The 14,536-nt window shown below is 70.7% G+C and carries 15 protein-coding genes; 7 read left to right on the top strand and 8 right to left on the bottom strand.

Annotated features, from left to right (window positions below):
- Positions 1–3: 3 nt before the first annotated feature.
- The 4 genes from ACFUO4_RS22540 to ACFUO4_RS22525 all read right to left on the bottom strand — a co-directional run bounded on the left by ACFUO4_RS22540 (position 4) and on the right by ACFUO4_RS22525 (position 4,693).
- The gene (locus ACFUO4_RS22540; RefSeq protein ID WP_383487410.1) at positions 4–1,722 is read right to left on the bottom strand and encodes an ABC transporter substrate-binding protein; all 1,719 of its coding nucleotides are present in this window, start codon (positions 1,720–1,722) and stop codon (positions 4–6) included.
- 173 nt (positions 1,723–1,895) lie between these two features.
- Positions 1,896–1,988 (bottom strand): Ms4533A family Cys-rich leader peptide, encoded by a 93-nt coding sequence (locus tag ACFUO4_RS22535; RefSeq protein WP_383487407.1) that lies wholly within the window; start codon positions 1,986–1,988, stop codon positions 1,896–1,898.
- Positions 1,989–2,045: 57 nt separating this feature from the next.
- A complete protein-coding gene (locus tag ACFUO4_RS22530) occupies positions 2,046–3,569 on the bottom strand; it encodes a DUF3152 domain-containing protein (RefSeq protein ID WP_383487404.1) in 1,524 nt (507 codons plus the stop codon).
- Positions 3,570–3,577: 8 nt separating this feature from the next.
- A complete protein-coding gene (locus ACFUO4_RS22525) occupies positions 3,578–4,693 on the bottom strand; it encodes an alpha/beta fold hydrolase (protein ID WP_383487401.1) in 1,116 nt (371 codons plus the stop codon).
- Positions 4,694–4,934: 241 nt separating this feature from the next.
- On the opposite strand from ACFUO4_RS22525, the gene ACFUO4_RS22520 reads away from it, so the two are divergent.
- From ACFUO4_RS22520 to ACFUO4_RS22505, 4 genes are all read left to right on the top strand, one after another.
- Complete coding sequence (locus tag ACFUO4_RS22520) at positions 4,935–5,150, top strand: hypothetical protein (RefSeq protein WP_383487398.1); 216 nt, start codon at positions 4,935–4,937, stop codon at positions 5,148–5,150.
- A gap of 193 nt (positions 5,151–5,343) precedes the next feature.
- Positions 5,344–5,985 carry a TetR/AcrR family transcriptional regulator gene (locus ACFUO4_RS22515; RefSeq protein ID WP_059193157.1) on the top strand — a complete coding sequence of 214 codons (642 nt, stop codon included), beginning with the start codon at positions 5,344–5,346 and terminating at the stop codon, positions 5,983–5,985.
- A 142-nt stretch (positions 5,986–6,127) separates the two neighbouring features.
- On the top strand, positions 6,128–6,355 hold the full coding sequence (locus tag ACFUO4_RS22510) for a DUF3107 domain-containing protein (RefSeq protein ID WP_079310382.1): 228 nt from the start codon (positions 6,128–6,130) through the stop codon (positions 6,353–6,355).
- A 200-nt stretch (positions 6,356–6,555) separates the two neighbouring features.
- On the top strand, positions 6,556–6,828 hold the full coding sequence (locus ACFUO4_RS22505) for a hypothetical protein (protein ID WP_179143446.1): 273 nt from the start codon (positions 6,556–6,558) through the stop codon (positions 6,826–6,828).
- Between the two features lie 108 nt (positions 6,829–6,936).
- Here the strand turns inward: ACFUO4_RS22505 and ACFUO4_RS22500 are convergent, their stop codons facing one another.
- Positions 6,937–7,674 carry a ferritin-like fold-containing protein gene (locus ACFUO4_RS22500; protein ID WP_256785198.1) on the bottom strand — a complete coding sequence of 246 codons (738 nt, stop codon included), beginning with the start codon at positions 7,672–7,674 and terminating at the stop codon, positions 6,937–6,939.
- A gap of 492 nt (positions 7,675–8,166) precedes the next feature.
- On the opposite strand from ACFUO4_RS22500, the gene ACFUO4_RS22495 reads away from it, so the two are divergent.
- Together ACFUO4_RS22495 and ACFUO4_RS22490 are read left to right on the top strand one after the other, a co-directional pair.
- On the top strand, positions 8,167–10,578 hold the full coding sequence (locus ACFUO4_RS22495) for a DEAD/DEAH box helicase (RefSeq protein WP_383487393.1): 2,412 nt from the start codon (positions 8,167–8,169) through the stop codon (positions 10,576–10,578).
- Between the two features lie 190 nt (positions 10,579–10,768).
- Positions 10,769–11,647, top strand: coding sequence for an alpha/beta fold hydrolase (locus ACFUO4_RS22490; protein WP_383487390.1), 879 nt, complete (start codon positions 10,769–10,771; stop codon positions 11,645–11,647).
- On the opposite strand, the gene ACFUO4_RS22485 is transcribed toward ACFUO4_RS22490, so the two are convergent.
- A complete protein-coding gene (locus ACFUO4_RS22485; RefSeq protein ID WP_383487387.1) occupies positions 11,644–12,537 on the bottom strand; it encodes an NYN domain-containing protein in 894 nt (297 codons plus the stop codon). The two genes, ACFUO4_RS22490 and ACFUO4_RS22485, sit on opposite strands and share 4 nt — an antisense overlap.
- Before the next feature lie 195 nt (positions 12,538–12,732).
- Here ACFUO4_RS22485 and ACFUO4_RS22480 point away from each other — a divergent pair, with 195 nt between their 5' ends.
- Positions 12,733–12,885, top strand: a complete 153-nt coding sequence (locus ACFUO4_RS22480; RefSeq protein ID WP_007384531.1) for a hypothetical protein — start codon at positions 12,733–12,735, stop codon at positions 12,883–12,885.
- A gap of 74 nt (positions 12,886–12,959) precedes the next feature.
- On the opposite strand, the gene ACFUO4_RS22475 is transcribed toward ACFUO4_RS22480, so the two are convergent.
- Positions 12,960–13,565, bottom strand: a complete 606-nt coding sequence (locus ACFUO4_RS22475; RefSeq protein ID WP_079310380.1) for a MarC family protein — start codon at positions 13,563–13,565, stop codon at positions 12,960–12,962.
- Between the two features lie 56 nt (positions 13,566–13,621).
- The gene (locus tag ACFUO4_RS22470; RefSeq protein WP_383487383.1) at positions 13,622–14,479 is read right to left on the bottom strand and encodes a PHP domain-containing protein; all 858 of its coding nucleotides are present in this window, start codon (positions 14,477–14,479) and stop codon (positions 13,622–13,624) included.
- Between the last annotated feature and the right edge of the window lie 57 nt (positions 14,480–14,536).

The raw sequence follows: 14,536 nt of genomic DNA, 5'->3' as shown, positions 1-14,536 counted from the left end.
GGGTTACTTGACCGCGACCTGCGAGATGTCCAGCACACCGGTCCAGTCGCTGATCACGACGTTCTTGATGTCCTTGCCGACCAGCCGCTTGTAGACCGGGTGGAACAGCGGCACGGTCAGCGCCTGCTCACCGATCTTCTTGTCCAGTGCACCCCACCTCTTGGCGGCAGCGTCAAGATCGGTCAACTTGTTGATCGCGTCAATCTCGGCATTGACCGACTTGTCATTGAGCAGGCCCGAGTTGAAGTTCGCGCCGTCCTTGACGATCTGGCGGCCGTCGAAGATCGGGGCGAGGAAGGGACCGCCGGAGGGCCAGTCGGCACCCCACGCGGAGAGGAAGAAGCCCGGCTCGGTCTTCACGCTGTGGACGGTGTCCGAGTAGTTGTTGTCCTCCAGCCCCTGGAGCTTGACCGTGATGCCGGCCTTCTTGAGCGCGTCCTGGATCGCGGTCGCGATCTCGGGGCTGGTCTTGAAGTTCTGGGCGTTGTTGTGGGTCAGCGTGACGGTGAGCCCGTTCGGGTAACCGGCCTCCTTCAGCAGCTCCTTGGCCTTGGCCGCGTTGCCGGTCGTTCCGGCCGGGAACAGGTCGTAGGGCTCGTACCCGAAGGACTTCTGGTTGGGCAGGAAGGTGGTGGCGGCCTCGGCGAGCGAGGACCCGCCGGCGGCGTTCACGACCGACGAACGGTCGACGGCGTACGAGATCGCCTGCCGCACCTTGATGTTGTTGAACGGCTTGACGGTCGGGTTGAACGCTATGTAGTTCGTGTAGCCGAAGTGGCCGGTGCCGACGCGCGCGGCGAGTTCCTTGTCGCCGGTGACCTTGGCGAGTTCGGCGGGGCCGAGGTTGGTGTCCGTGGTGACCGCCGCCGCGTCCGCCCCCTGGGACGCGGACAGCCGCTGGTTGATCACCGAGGCGTCGAGCCCGGACCTGACGTCGATCTTGTCCGGGTACGCCTTGCGCTCGGCGTCCGTCGAGGCGGACCAGTGCGTGTTGCGCTCCAGGAGGACGGTCTCGCCGTCGTTCTCGTTCTTGACGACCTTGTAGGGGCCGGACGAGACCGGGTGCTCCTCGTACTTCGTGCCGGTGTCCTTGGCCTTCGGCACGGGCGCGAACTGCGTCTGCGTGGCCAGGAAGGGGAACTCGCCCTCGGGCTTGTTCAGATGAAAGACGATGGTCCGGTCGTCCGGCGTCTCGATCGCGTCGAGCCCGCCCTTGTCCTTGTACGGCCCCTGGTAGTCGGCCGCGCCGACCAGCCAGTCCCGCAGATAGGGCGCCCCGCCGGACAGCTCGGGCGCGAAGGAGCGCTCGATGCCGTACTTGATGTCGGCCGAGGTGATCGCGGTGCCGTCCTCGTACTTGAGGCCCGTCTTCAGGGTGTACGTCCACACGGTCGCGTCCTTGTTGGGGCGTCCGGTGTCGGTGGCGAGGTCGGGGACGACCTTGGCGCCGGCCGCGCCGCTCTCGCGGTTGCGGGTGGTGAGCGTACGGAAGACGAGCGAAGGCACGTTGCCGCCGCCGGAGGTGTACAGCCGGGCCGGGTCGAAGTCGGTCTGCGGCTCGGAGTTCAGGACCGTGAGGGTGCCGCCCTTGTGGGGCGTGGAGTCGCCACCGGAGCTCTTGGCATCGTTGTCCTCGGGGCCGCAGGCGGCGGCGCCCGCTGCCAGAACCAGGCTTACGGATGCCGCGGCCACGCGGCGCGCGATGACGGACGGTTGACGCATCGGAGACGACCTCTCGGAAGATGATTCGCCACGTCTCGAATGACGAGACGGTTGGACGAGGGGTGAGACGAAAGTGAACAGACGTCTGCCCGGGCGTCAGGCCGTCGAAAATCCGCGAGCGACAGCTCACGGGAGGAGAAGGAGATCGCGACGCGAACGCCAGAGGGCGGACGTCAGCGACAGTGAATGTCGGCCACGCACAACGCGGTCACGCCGATGAGCGCCAGCTCGATGGCGGCGCGGACGGAGGCGTGAGGGGACGACATGCGCAGAAAATTAGTACGACTTTTCTGCGCATGTCAAAGCGGCCTGTGGGACGTCCGTCAACTCCCGGGATACGGCCAGGGGTTGGGCAGGCAGTGGATCCCGTCGTGGTCCAGGAACTTGGTCTGCTGCTGCATGACCGGGGCGAGCTCGCCGTCCTTGTCGCAGGTCACGTGGTGGTTGCCGAGTCGGTGGCCGACCTCGTGATTGATCAGCATCTGCCGGTAGGCGTGGATCTGGTCGCCGTAGGTCTTCGACCCCTGGGCCCACCGGTACGCGTTGATCATCACGCGCTCGGTGGCGGCCGAATCGCAGGACACGTTGTCCACGGTGGTGTCCAGACCGGACTTGGCGCACCACTTCGCGGTCGTCCCCGGACTGGCCAGCGTGATCACGAAGTCGGGCTTGCCGGAGTAGATGCGCTCGAAGGTGCGGGCACCGTGGTGAGCCCAGCTCCGGTCGTCGTTGAGCGTCTTCTGCACCGCCTCGGCGAACAGCCCCGCGTCAAGCCCCAGCCCCTGCTCGACATCGACCCGGTAGGTGTACTTCTGCCCGCTGCCGGGCGCCTTGGCGACGCCCTTGACCGCGTCGAACTTCCCCGGTCCGGCCAGCCCCGCGGCGAGCGGGTACTTCTTGCCCATCTTCTGCGCGTACGTCAGCGTCGCCAGGCGCGGAGCCGACGACGGCGTCGGCCGCCCGTCCCCGCGCGAGGCCGAGTCGCGGGTGTCCCGCGCGTGGTCGGTGGCCGACTGCGACCGCACGTCGGGGTCGTCCCGCCGGTCGGCGACCTGACCGGCGACCACGACGGCCAGCACGGTGGTGACGGCGGCGGCCGCGATCCCGGTGAACGTCCGCCCCTTGCTCCTCTTGGCGCGCACGGCTGCGCCGGTGGGCGCCGCGTCCTCGTCGTCGGTACGCGGTTCCGGGACGGTCTGCCAGTCGCTGACGGAGGCGTACGGGTCCGGGGCCGCGGAGGGACGAGCCGTACGGCGCGAGAGGGCGGGGTCCTGATCGGTACGTGTCGAGAACAGATCGACGTCCTCGTCCCCGAAGGCATCGAGATAGGCCTGCCGGGGGCCGCCGGGCTGCCGAGGCCCACCGGGAGGAGCCTGCCGCTGTCGGGGCAGGGTGACGCGAGGCCCGGCGCTCACGGCGTGCGCCCCCGACTCACCCCAACCGCCCCCGGATTCCCACTGCTCCGGGTGCCCGCCTCGCACGCGGGGGGTGCCGTGCGCGGGAGTGCCCGCGGCGGGGAACCGGGGCACACCGTGAGCGGGAGTCCCCTCCGGAAGCCGCGGCACACCACGGGCCGGAGTCCCGTCGGGAAGCCGCGGAACCCCGCGTGCAGGCGTCCCCTCCGGCGGCCGTGCCCCCTGCGCGACCCGGTAGACCGGATCCCCGTACACGGCGGGCCCGCCCGGCGCCGGCATCCCCTGCCGCCGACCGGCCGCAGGACCCTGTTGAGCCGGCGCAGTCTGTCCCTGCGGCCCCGGGGAACCCGCGTCCCCCTGACCGCCTCGCCTTGCGGCTGCGTCCGCGGAGTCACCCTTGGGTGCGGGCCCGCGGCGGCTGTGGCGTCCCACTTCGCGCCTCAGCTCCCCGCACTCGAAGACTCGACAGCGCCATCACCGGAGCCGTCACCCGACACGACATGAGCCCCCTCGGAGCCACTGCCCGAGCCCGACACAACAACAGCCCCCTCGGAGCCACCGCCCGAACCCGGCACCACAGCCGAGCCCCCCACCGCTCCCAACTCTCCCCGACTCGCGAGGAGTTCACCGAACGCCCGGGCCACCGTCTCCGGGTACTCCATCATCGCCACATGCCCCGCGTCCGGCAGGCTGAGGAGTCGGGAGTCGCGGAAGGCGCGCGCCGCCTTCCGGGCCATGCGGTAGCCGACGAGCTGGTCGCGGCCGCCGTAGACGAGGAGCGTGGGCGCGAGGACCCGCTCGGCCTGGCGCCACAGCGCGTGCTGCCCGCCCAGTGTGTACGCGTTGACGATCCCCCGCGCGGAACGCGTCATCGCGTCCCAGAAATACGGCAGTTGCTGCCGCCGCTCCATCTCCTCGACGGCGTGCCGGAAGCCTTCCGGCGACACGCGCGTGGGATCGCCGTAACAGAGCGCCGTGACCCCGCGGACGCGCTGCTCGGCCGTCCAGTCCCGGCTGAGTCGCGCGAAGAGCCTCGTCATGCCGGGCAGGGCCATCAGCGCCGTGGGCACCGCGGTCCGCTGCACGCGGATCTCCGGGAGCGCCGGCGAGACCAGCGTGAGCGTACGGACGAGGTCCGGGCGGACCGCGGCGACCCGGGTCGAGACCGCGCCGCCGAGGGAGTTGCCGAACAGGTGCACCGGCCCACGGCCGGAGGCGTCGAGATAGCGGATCACCGCACGCGCGTGTGCGGTGATCGAGTAGTCGCCGTCGTCCGGCGGCGGTGAGTCCCCGAAGCCGGGCAGGTCGACGGCCTCACCGTCGACCACGGCCTCCAGCTCCTGCATCAGCGCCGACCAGTTCTGCGAGGAACCGCCGAGGCCGTGGACGTACAGCGCGGGCGGCAGTCCCTCACGCGCGGGCGGCCTCGACCGCACCGTCAATGTGATCCCCGGCAGTCCGACCGACCGCAGCCGCTCGCCTTCCGCGACCCTGACGGCCGCCACCTTCGGAAGAACATTGGTGGCCGGCACAAGCGGCAGCTCGGTCGAAGACATGCGGCAATGTTACGAGACGATCACGCACTGGTTCATGTGTTCGCCGTCACAAGGGGGCACTCGTATCCCATCCCACCCCCGGGAAAAGCACCCAGGGAACACCCGTGGAGCATCAACAGAGCACGCACAGAGCATGCGCGCATCGCATAGCGCCCGAATCGGGTGTCTCCTAGGCTCGTACGCAGGGCACCCGCATGTGGCCCCCTGCTGACCCAGGGACGTTCTAGGAAGGGAGCCCACCATGGCCTACGACCCCAGCGACCCCGACACCTTCGAGAACGGCGAGCCCGTCGAGCTCGACGTCGAGGCCCCGGAGGACGACGCCGCCGAACAGCAGACGGACGTCACCACCGACCGCGACGATCCGCTGACCGGCGTGGACCCCGCGCGGGCGAACGAGGCCGACCTCATCGAACAGGCCCGGGTCGTCCGGACCGACGAGGACGACTACCGCTGACGCGCCCGCGGGCCGCCGGTGAGCAGGAAAGGTGCGTGCGCTGCCCGCCCGATCCCTGTTTGAAACCTTTGCACGGCTTTCGCCATCGTCCGGTACGTGAAATTCTGCGCTCGCACCGCGCACACCAGGGTTACCGAAAAGTACGATGGCGGGCGCGGCGCACACCGCAAGTGGACGACTTATGGGAGGCGGCGTGACAGCCATCGAGCAGACAGAGGCGGCACGCCCGCGAGGCACGCGCCTGCCGCGCCGTGCCCGACGGAATCAGCTGCTGGGCGCCGCACAGGAAGTCTTCGTGGCGCAGGGCTACCACTCGGCCGCGATGGACGACATCGCCGAGCGCGCCGGCGTCAGCAAGCCGGTGCTCTACCAGCACTTCCCGGGCAAGCTCGACCTCTATCTCGCGCTGCTGGACCAGCACTGCGAGGCGCTGATCGGTTCGGTACGGCAGGCGCTGGCGTCGACGACCGACAACAAGCAGCGCGTACGGGCGACCATGGACGCCTACTTCGCGTACGTCGAGGACGACGGCGGCGCCTTCCGCCTGGTCTTCGAGTCGGACCTGACGAACGAGCCCGCGGTCCGCGAGCGCGTCGACAAGGTCACGAACGAGTGCGCCGAGGCGATCACCGACGTCATCGCCGAGGACACCGGCCTCTCGCGCGCGGAGTCGATGCTGCTGGCCTCGGGCCTGGGCGGCCTCGCCCAGGTCGTGGCCCGCGCGTGGCTGCACAGCGACCGCAGCGTCCCGCGCGAGCAGGCGGTCCAGCTGCTGACCTCGCTCGCCTGGCGAGGCATCGCCGGTTTCCCGCTGCACGGCACCGAGCACCACTGATCCGCCCGGGGACATTTGTTCCCGCCCGCTGTTCGCTCCTGGCGTTCTTGCGCGGAGCGTGTACGTCCCCTCACCGGGCTAATGTGTGCTGGGTACGGCGCGGAAGGTCGCGCACTTCACTGACCGTCGGAGGGACATAGCCGTGGAGGTCAAGATCGGCGTGCAGCACGCGCCCCGCGAGATCGTTCTGGAGAGCGGTCAGAGTGCCGAGGAGGTCGAGCGCGTGGTGGCCGAGGCACTCGCCGGAAAGACGCAGCTGCTGAGCCTCACGGACGAGCACGGCCGCAAGGTCCTGGTCCCGGCCGACCGCCTGGCCTACGTGGAGCTCGGCGAGCCGGCCCCGCGCAAGGTGGGCTTCGGCGCGCTGTAGGCAGACGCATGAGGAAGGGCCCGGCGACTTCACGTCGCCGGGCCCTTCCTCATGCACACACCCGCTGTCCGCTGTCCGCAAGATTTTTTTCTCCACATATGGAGCACAAGTCACGCACAGAGGAGGATTGCATTCCGCAGGTCACGGGTATGACGGGCTACGACCGTGATACGCAGCGTGGCCGTGTGGGAGGGACCCCAATGATCTTGCTGGAAGCGCTCGGTTCCGCTCTGCTCGGTCTGGTTCTGGCGGTCGCCGCCGCGCACCGCCTGGCCCACCGCCTGCCCGCCCGCTCCCTGGTCCTCGCGACGGGAGTGGCCGGCGCCCTCTTCGGCGCCTTCATCACCCACAGCGCCCTGGGCGCGGGCAATGTCCTGCTGACCCTGATCGGCGCGACGGTGGTCTCGATCGCGTCGGTGTCCCTCCTGCTCCGCCCGGCGCGCAGACTCCGCCGCCGATCAGTAGCGGCGTAGCGTTCCGACGCCGCTCAGCGCAACGCCCTAGAGGGGCGCGGGGAACTGCGCGACCAGCCCCCGCCGGGCCGCAGCCGCGCAACCACCCGAGCCGCCCCCCACAGAGCGCTACGCCGCCAAGCCCAGCGCGGCCATCCGCTTCGTGTGCGCCTCGGTGATCCGCGAGAACATCCGCCCCACCTCGGCGAGATCGAACCCGTCGGCAACTCCGCCGACGAGCATCGTCGACAGCGCGTCCCGGTCGGCGACCACCCGCTGCGACTGCGACAGCGCCTCACCCATGAGACGCCGCGCCCACAGAGCGAGACGCCCGCCCACGCGCGGATCGGCGTCGATCGCGGCCCGCACCTTCTCGACGGCGAACCCGGCGTGCCCGGTGTCGTCGAGGACGGCGAGCACCAGCTCACGCGTGTCCGAGTCCAGCCGCGCCGCGACCTCGCGGTAGAAGTCGCTGGCGATGGAGTCGCCGACGTACGCCTTGACGAGCCCCTCCAGCCAGTCCGACGGCGCCGTCTGCCGGTGGAAGCCGTCGAGCGCGGCGACGAACGGCTCCATGGCCTCCGTCGGCTCGGCGCCGATCTCGGTCAGCCGGTCGCGCAGCTTCTCGTAGTGGTGGAACTCCGCCGACGCCATCTTCGCCAGCTCCGCCTTGTCCGCCAGGGTCGGCGCCAGCTTGGCGTCCTCGGCGAGCCGCTCGAACGCCGCGAGTTCGCCGTAGGCGAGGGCGCCGAGGAGGTCGACGACCGCGGCCCGGTACTGGGGCTCCGCGGAGGCCTGGGCCCAGTCCTGGGCGGCCACTCCGGTGTGCTCGGCGGGTGCGTCAGAGGTGTTGTCAGGCGTCGTCATGAAGCGCACAATAGTCCGCTCTCCGACCCTCGGAAGTCCCTGGTCAATCAGTGTGACGACGACTACGTGACCAAATCGGCCATCGCATGTGCGCGTTTCCGGGGTATGGTGGTAATGCGCCTGCTGAGTATGTGCGTCTATGACGACGCCGTATTCGACGGGCCGCGCGTATGAGGATGCCCGGTCGGTGGCCCGATCGGCTCCGACCTGACAGCTCTCCTCGCCCGTACGGCACTGTGCGTACGGCATCCGGAGGGACCCTCAGCGGTTCGAGCGCTAGAGCGTCGGCAGAGGTCCCGTGCCATTACGGCTGGTCCGTAAGGCAGTCGACGTCCCCAGCACGGTCTTTAAGAGACCCCCGAGCTCGCCTCGCACCGCGTACACAGAAGAGGCAGCACCCTGACTACGACGTTCAGAGATCTCGGAATCCTTCCCGAGACCGCCGAGGCCCTCGAGGCCGTCGGCATCATCAACCCCTTCCCCATCCAGGAGATGACACTCCCCGTCGCCCTTTCCGGCACGGACGTCATCGGCCAGGCCAAGACCGGCACCGGCAAGACGCTGGGCTTCGGCCTGCCGCTCCTCGAGTGCGTCACCGTCCCCGCCGACGTCGAGGCCGGCCGCGCCGCTCCCGAAGCGCTCACCGACGCCCCGCAGGCCCTCGTCGTCGTCCCCACGCGCGAGCTGTGCACCCAGGTGACGAACGACCTGCTGACCGCGGGCAAGGTCCGTAACGTGCGCGTCCTCGCCATCTACGGCGGCCGCGCCTACGAGCCCCAGGTCGAGGCCCTCAAGAAGGGCGTCGACGTCATCGTCGGCACCCCCGGCCGGCTTCTGGACCTCGCGGGCCAGAAGAAGCTCAACCTCAAGCACATCAAGGCGCTCGTCCTCGACGAGGCCGACGAGATGCTCGACCTGGGCTTCCTGCCCGACGTCGAGAAGATCATCGACATGCTGCCGGCCCGCCGCCAGACCATGCTGTTCTCGGCGACCATGCCGGGCGCGGTCATCGGTCTCGCCCGCCGCTACATGTCGCGGCCCACGCACATCCGCGCCACCGCGCCGGACGACGAGGGCGTGACGGTCGCGAACATCTCGCAGCACGTGTACCGCGCGCACAACATGGACAAGCCCGAGATGGTCGCGCGCATCCTGCAGTCCGAGGGCCGCGGCCTCGCGATGATCTTCTGCCGTACGAAGCGCACCGCCGCCGACCTCGCCGACCAGCTCAAGCAGCGCGGCTTCGCCTCCGGCGCGGTCCACGGCGACCTCGGCCAGGGCGCCCGCGAGCAGGCGCTGCGCGCCTTCCGCAACGGCAAGGTGGACGTCCTCGTCTGCACCGACGTCGCCGCGCGCGGCATCGACGTCGAGGGCGTCACGCACGTCATCAACTACCAGTCCCCCGAGGACGAGAAGACGTACCTGCACCGGGTCGGCCGCACCGGCCGCGCGGGTGCCAAGGGCATCGCGATCACGCTCGTCGACTGGGACGACATCCCGCGCTGGCAGCTGATCAACAAGGCGCTGGAGCTCAACTTCAACGACCCGCCGGAGACGTACTCCAGCTCCCCGCACTTCTACGAGGAGATGAACATCCCCGCGGGCACCAAGGGTGTCCTGCCGCGTGCCGAGCGCACCCGCGCGGGCCTCGACGCGGAGGAGCTCGAGGACCTCGGCGAGACCGGCGGTCGTGGTGGCCGTGGTCGCGGCGACCGGAGTGAGCGAGGCGGCCGTGGCGGTCGCGGCGGTCGGGACGAGTCCCGTCCCGCCGACGGCGAGCGTTCGTCCCGTACGCCGCGTCGTCGCCGCCGTACGCGCGGCGGTACCGCGCTGGACGGCACGTCGGCGCCCGCCGCCGAGGCGACCGCGCCTTCCGCGGACAGCGCGGTGGCCGAGGAGGTCCCCGCGAGCCGCACTCCGCGCCGCCGTCGCCGCACCCGCAACGGTGCCGCGCCGGAGCAGGCGCCGACCGTGACCGCGACGCCCGAGGCCACGCCGTCGGAGGCCGCGGAGGCCGCCGTGGAGACGGTCGAGGCCACGGAGACGAAGCCGCGTCGGCGTCGCACCCGTAAGGCCGCGGAGCCGGTGACCGCCGAGACCGTCGAGGTCGTCGAGGCCGCCCCGGCGGTCACCGCCGAGCCCGAGGCACCGGCCGCCGCGCCGCGCCGCCGCACCCGTAAGGCCACGCCGGCCGCCGAGACCGCGGTCGACACCGCCGAGGGCACGGAGGCCAAGCCGGCGGTACGCCGCACGCGGAAGACCGCCGCCGCAGCGGAGACCACCGCCGAGGCCGCCGAGGCCAAGCCGCGCCGGACTCGCAAGACCGCCGCAGCCGCTGAAGCCGCCGTCGACACGGCCGTGGCCGCCGAGGCCAAGCCGCGTCGTACGCGGAAGACCGCCGCTGCCGCAGTGGACACGGCCGAGGCCGCCGAAGCCGTAGCCAAGCCGCGTCGGACCCGCAAGACCGCCGCGGCTGCGGAAGCCGCCGTCGACACCGCCGAGGCCACTGAGGCCAAGCCGCGTACGCGGAAGACCGCCGCCGCTGCCGAGATCCCGGCCCAGGCCGCGGAGGAGGCGGAGGCGAAGCCGCGTCGTACGCGCAAGACGGCCGCCGCCGCTGCCGCCGAGGCCGCGGTCGACACGGCCGAGGGCACGGAGGCCAAGGCCACGGTGCGGCGTACCCGCAAGGTCGCCGCTGCCCCCGTCGAGACGGCCGAGGCGACTGAGGCCAAGCCGCGCCGGACCCGTAAGACGGCCGCCGCCGCGGAGCCGACCGAGGCGAAGCCGCGTCGGACCCGTAAGGCCGCTGCCTCCGCCGAGATCCCGGCCCAGGCCGCCGAGGATGCGGAGGCCAAGCCGAGGGTGCGGCGTACGCGTAAGGCTGCGGCCGCCTCGGAAGGCTGAGCACGCGTTGGTCGCCGGCGGCCCGGTCCACCGACAGGTGGGCCGGGCCGCCGGTGTTTTGTGGGGCCGCGGCGACAGCCGCACCTCACCACAGCCCCGCCCCTGAGGCCGTCGGCCGGGCGCACGCTCCCCGAGCCCAGGTGGTCCACCTCACGCCGCGCCCTGAACCCCCTCCGGATAGCCTCGAGACATGAGCCGTCCCCCCACCTTCGCTCCGCCCCCCGGCGCCCGCGCCTACTCGCTGCGCACGTCACGCGGTGAGTTCGCCGTGGTCGACGCTCCGGTGGCGGACGGCGTCACGCCGCGCGGAACCGCCCTGCTGCTGCCCGGGTTCACCGGCAGCAAGGAGGACTTCAACCCGCTGCACGAGCCGCTCGCGGCGCGCGGGTACCGTACGGTCGCCGTGGACGGACGCGGCCAGTACCAGTCGGGTGGGCCGGATACCGACGAATCCGCTTACGCGCAGGACGAGTTGGCGAAGGACGTGCTCGCTCAGGCGGCTGCCGTCGGGGCACCCGTGCATCTCGTGGGGCACTCGCTCGGCGGGCAGATCGCGCGGGCAGCCGTGCTCCTCGACCCCACGCCCTTCCGCTCCCTGACCCTCATGTCCTCGGGCCCCGCCCAGATCTCCGGCTCCCAGCAGCAGCGCGTCAAGCTGCTCCGGGACGCGCTGGCCGTGATGAGCATGGCGAAGGTGTGGGACGCGATCCAGGCCATGGAGCCGCCCGAGGAGACCGACACCGGCGAGCTCGACGAGGGGCTCGACGACCGGGACGATCTGCGCCGGCGCTGGCTCGGCAACAAGCCCGCCCAACTCATCGCCACCGGCCGCCAGTTGTGCACCGAGCCGGACCGGGTCGGCGAACTGGCCGCCGTGGCGCTGCCGTTCCATGTGCTGTCGGGGGCGCACGACGACACCTGGCCGGTGCCCCTCGTCGACGACATGGCCGTCCGGCTCCACGCGCACCGCACGGTCATCGCCGGTGCCGAGCACTCCCCCAACACCGACCGCCCCCTCGAAACGGCCCGCGCCTTCGCCGACTTCTGGGACACCGTCCCCGGCGACTAGTACTGCGTCTGCAAGTGCTCCCAGAACCCGTCCCGCAGCGCCCGCCTCAGGTCCGCCTGGCCGCGCAGGGAGTACTGGAGCATCCCCTCCGCCTCCACCAGCAGATCCTGGTCGACCGCCCCGGGCAGGTAGGGGTGGCCCGGCAGCAGCTCCACCAGGGCGTCCCGACCCCGTGCCGCCAGCCACTTCGCCGCGATCTGGGCGCCGACGAAGCGGACGTCCTCGCGGGCGGGCCGGTTGACCGAGGCCTCGTACGCGGCGGACGTGCGGCGGGCGACGTACGGCTTGAAGAAGTCCAGGTCGAAGACGCGCTGGCTGTCGACCTCCCAGAGCAGCGGCTCGGCCTGGTTGCGGCCCTCGGGGGCCTCGATGCCCCAGAGGTGGACGCGGGCGCCGTAGCCCTGCGCCGCCTCCACCGCCGACACCAGGTCCTCGTCGCCGCCGAGCAGGGCCGCGTCGCTGATCGCGCGGTGCCGGGCGAGGGACTCCAGGTCGGAGCGGATCAGTGAGTCGACGCCCTTCTGCTGGTTGTTGGCGTTGAGGTTGCCCAACCGCACCTTGACGTCCGGGAGTTCGGCGATCGACTGCTGCTCGGCGGTGTGGATGCGGCGCCTGGCCCCGTCGTACCAGTAGACCCGGAGCAGTCTGCTGTCCGCGAAGATCGTACGGGCCCGGTCGATGAGCGCCTCGATGAGTCCCTCGGTGTCGATCTCGAAGGAGCGGCGGTCCTCCGTCCCGGCGACCAGGCGCCCCGCGGCCGCGTAGAGATACCCCGCGTCGACGAAGATCGCGTGGGTCGAGGGCGTCTTCGCCACCTCGGCGAGCATGCGCTGCAGCAGCTCGTTCGTGCGGTCGATGCGGGCGCCCAGCGCCTGGAGGTCGTCGTTCATCGCCACCATTGTCCCGGCGGTCACGCTGCGAACACAACCGGTCCCGGTCAGTCTCATACAGACCACTTACCGGTCAGTAGTTAGTCGTTCGAAAAATTTCTTTAGCGTAGGGAATGTTTGTAACACGCAGCCCGTTGGATACAGACGTACGCAGCTGTTCTCCTCAGGAGGATGACCAGACGAAGGGAGAAGCCCATGCGCTTCGAAATCATGCGACTCGACGATGTCGACGGTACCCCCGTGGACAGCACCGTCGTGGACGCCGCCTCCGTCAACCGGATCGTTCAGCAGGCCGCCGCCATCGGACAGCGCCTCTGGATTCGCCCGGCCGACACCTCGGCCTCATAACAACCAGCTTCAGAGCCCCCGCACGGCAACGATGTCGTGCGGGGGCTCTGTGCTTCCCGGGAAGCCGTACGGGCTCAGCTCCCCCGGATCACCTGCGTGACCCCGTTGATGATCTGCTGCACGGCGATCGCCGACAGCATCATCCCCGCGAGCCGGGTCACCAGGACGACCCCGCCGTCCTTGATGACCCGGATGATCAGCAGCGAGTACCGCATGACCAGCCACAGCACGACGTGGATGGCGAGGATCGCCGCCCACACCGACACCTGCGTGGCCACACTGTCGGCCTTCTGCACGGCCAGGATCACGGACACGATCGCCCCCGGCCCGGCCAGCAGCGGCATGCCCAGCGGCACCAGGGCGACGTTGACGTCCTTGGTCTGCTTGGGCTCGTCGGTCTTGCCGGTGAGCAGGTCCAGCGCGATCAGCAGGAGCAGCAGTCCGCCCGCGATCATCAGGGCGGGCACGGAGACGTGCAGGTAGTTCAGGATCTGGTGGCCGAGGAGACCGAAGACCGCGATCACCCCGCCCGCCACGCAGACGGCCTGGAAGGCCATCCGCTTCTGCACCTTGCCGGGCCGGCCGGCGGTCAGGGCGAGGAAGATCGGGGTGATCCCGGGGGGATCCATGATGACGAACAGGGTGAGGAAGAGAGAGCCGAAAACGGCAGCGTCGAACACAGGTGAGCCTTGCGAGAAGAAAGAAAGGTGGATCAGGCGAAAGTCAGGGCGATCCCTCAGGCCCCGCCGGTCCCCGGCACCGGGAACGCGCCCGTCGCCCGCCGGGTGATCTCCCCGTACACCTCGGGGTCGGTCCGGAACTCGCCGAGGGCCACCGTCTTGCGGCTGCCGTGGTAGTCCGAGGATCCGGTGACGAGCAGCCCCAGGTCGGCGGCGAGCCCGCGCAGCCGGTCCCGGGTCTCCGGGTCGTGGTCCATGTGGTCGACCTCGATGCCGTCGAGCCCGGCCGTGGCCATCTTCACGATGGCGGCCTCCGGGACGGTACGGCCGCGCTTGTGGGCGCCGGGGTGGGCGAAGACGGTGACCCCACCGGCGGCCTTGACCAGCCGGATCGCCTCGAAGGGGTCGGTCTCGTGCTTCTCCACGTAGGCCCGGCCGCCGTCGGCCAGCCAGTCCTCGGTGAAGGCGTCGCTGACGGTCGGTACGACACCGAGCTCGACGAGCGCGGTCGCGACATGCGGGCGGCCGACCGAGCCGTCGCCCGCGATCCGCGCGACCTGCTCCCAGGTCACGGGCACGCCCAGCGCCTGGAGCTTCGCGACCATCCCGCGCGCCCGCGGCACCCGGTCGTCCCGCACCAGCTCGCGCTCGGCGAGCAGTTCCGGCTCCGCGGGGTCGAAGAGGTAGGCCAGCAGGTGCATGGAGACGCCGTCGATACGACAGGACAACTCGGCCCCGGTGACGAGCGTGAGCCCCTCGGGCAGCGCGGCGACGGCCTCGGCGTGGCCGCGCGTGGTGTCGTGATCGGTCAGGGCGACGACGTCCAGCCCGGCGGCGGCAGCGTTGCGCACCAGCTCGGCCGGGGTGTCCGTACCGTCGGACGCGGTGGAGTGGGTGTGCAGATCGATACGCACGACGCGGACTCCAGGCGGTGAGGGTACGGACGGGGACGCTCAAGGATAACCGGGTTT

The sequence above is a fragment of the Streptomyces sp. NPDC057280 genome (assembly GCF_042668605.1).
In the GTDB taxonomy this organism is placed as follows: Bacteria; Actinomycetota; Actinomycetes; order Streptomycetales; family Streptomycetaceae; genus Streptomyces.
This window is presented reverse-complemented; position numbering and strand designations above follow the sequence as displayed.

What these genes read in the sequence shown, in the direction of transcription:
- ACFUO4_RS22540 (WP_383487410.1), bottom strand. Translation starts at nt 1,722, where the DNA reads ATGCGTCAACCGTCCGTCATCGCGCGCCGCGTGGCCGCGGCATCCGTA.
- ACFUO4_RS22480 (WP_007384531.1), top strand. Translation starts at nt 12,733, where the DNA reads ATGCGCTTCGAAATCATGCGACTCGACGATGTCGACGGTACCCCCGTG.
- ACFUO4_RS22490 (WP_383487390.1), top strand. Translation starts at nt 10,769, where the DNA reads ATGAGCCGTCCCCCCACCTTCGCTCCGCCCCCCGGCGCCCGCGCCTAC.
- ACFUO4_RS22505 (WP_179143446.1), top strand. Translation starts at nt 6,556, where the DNA reads ATGATCTTGCTGGAAGCGCTCGGTTCCGCTCTGCTCGGTCTGGTTCTG.
- ACFUO4_RS22535 (WP_383487407.1), bottom strand. Translation starts at nt 1,988, where the DNA reads ATGTCGTCCCCTCACGCCTCCGTCCGCGCCGCCATCGAGCTGGCGCTC.
- ACFUO4_RS22485 (WP_383487387.1), bottom strand. Translation starts at nt 12,537, where the DNA reads ATGAACGACGACCTCCAGGCGCTGGGCGCCCGCATCGACCGCACGAAC.
- ACFUO4_RS22520 (WP_383487398.1), top strand. Translation starts at nt 4,935, where the DNA reads ATGGCCTACGACCCCAGCGACCCCGACACCTTCGAGAACGGCGAGCCC.
- ACFUO4_RS22495 (WP_383487393.1), top strand. Translation starts at nt 8,167, where the DNA reads ATGACACTCCCCGTCGCCCTTTCCGGCACGGACGTCATCGGCCAGGCC.
- ACFUO4_RS22500 (WP_256785198.1), bottom strand. Translation starts at nt 7,674, where the DNA reads ATGACGACGCCTGACAACACCTCTGACGCACCCGCCGAGCACACCGGA.
- ACFUO4_RS22525 (WP_383487401.1), bottom strand. Translation starts at nt 4,693, where the DNA reads ATGTCTTCGACCGAGCTGCCGCTTGTGCCGGCCACCAATGTTCTTCCG.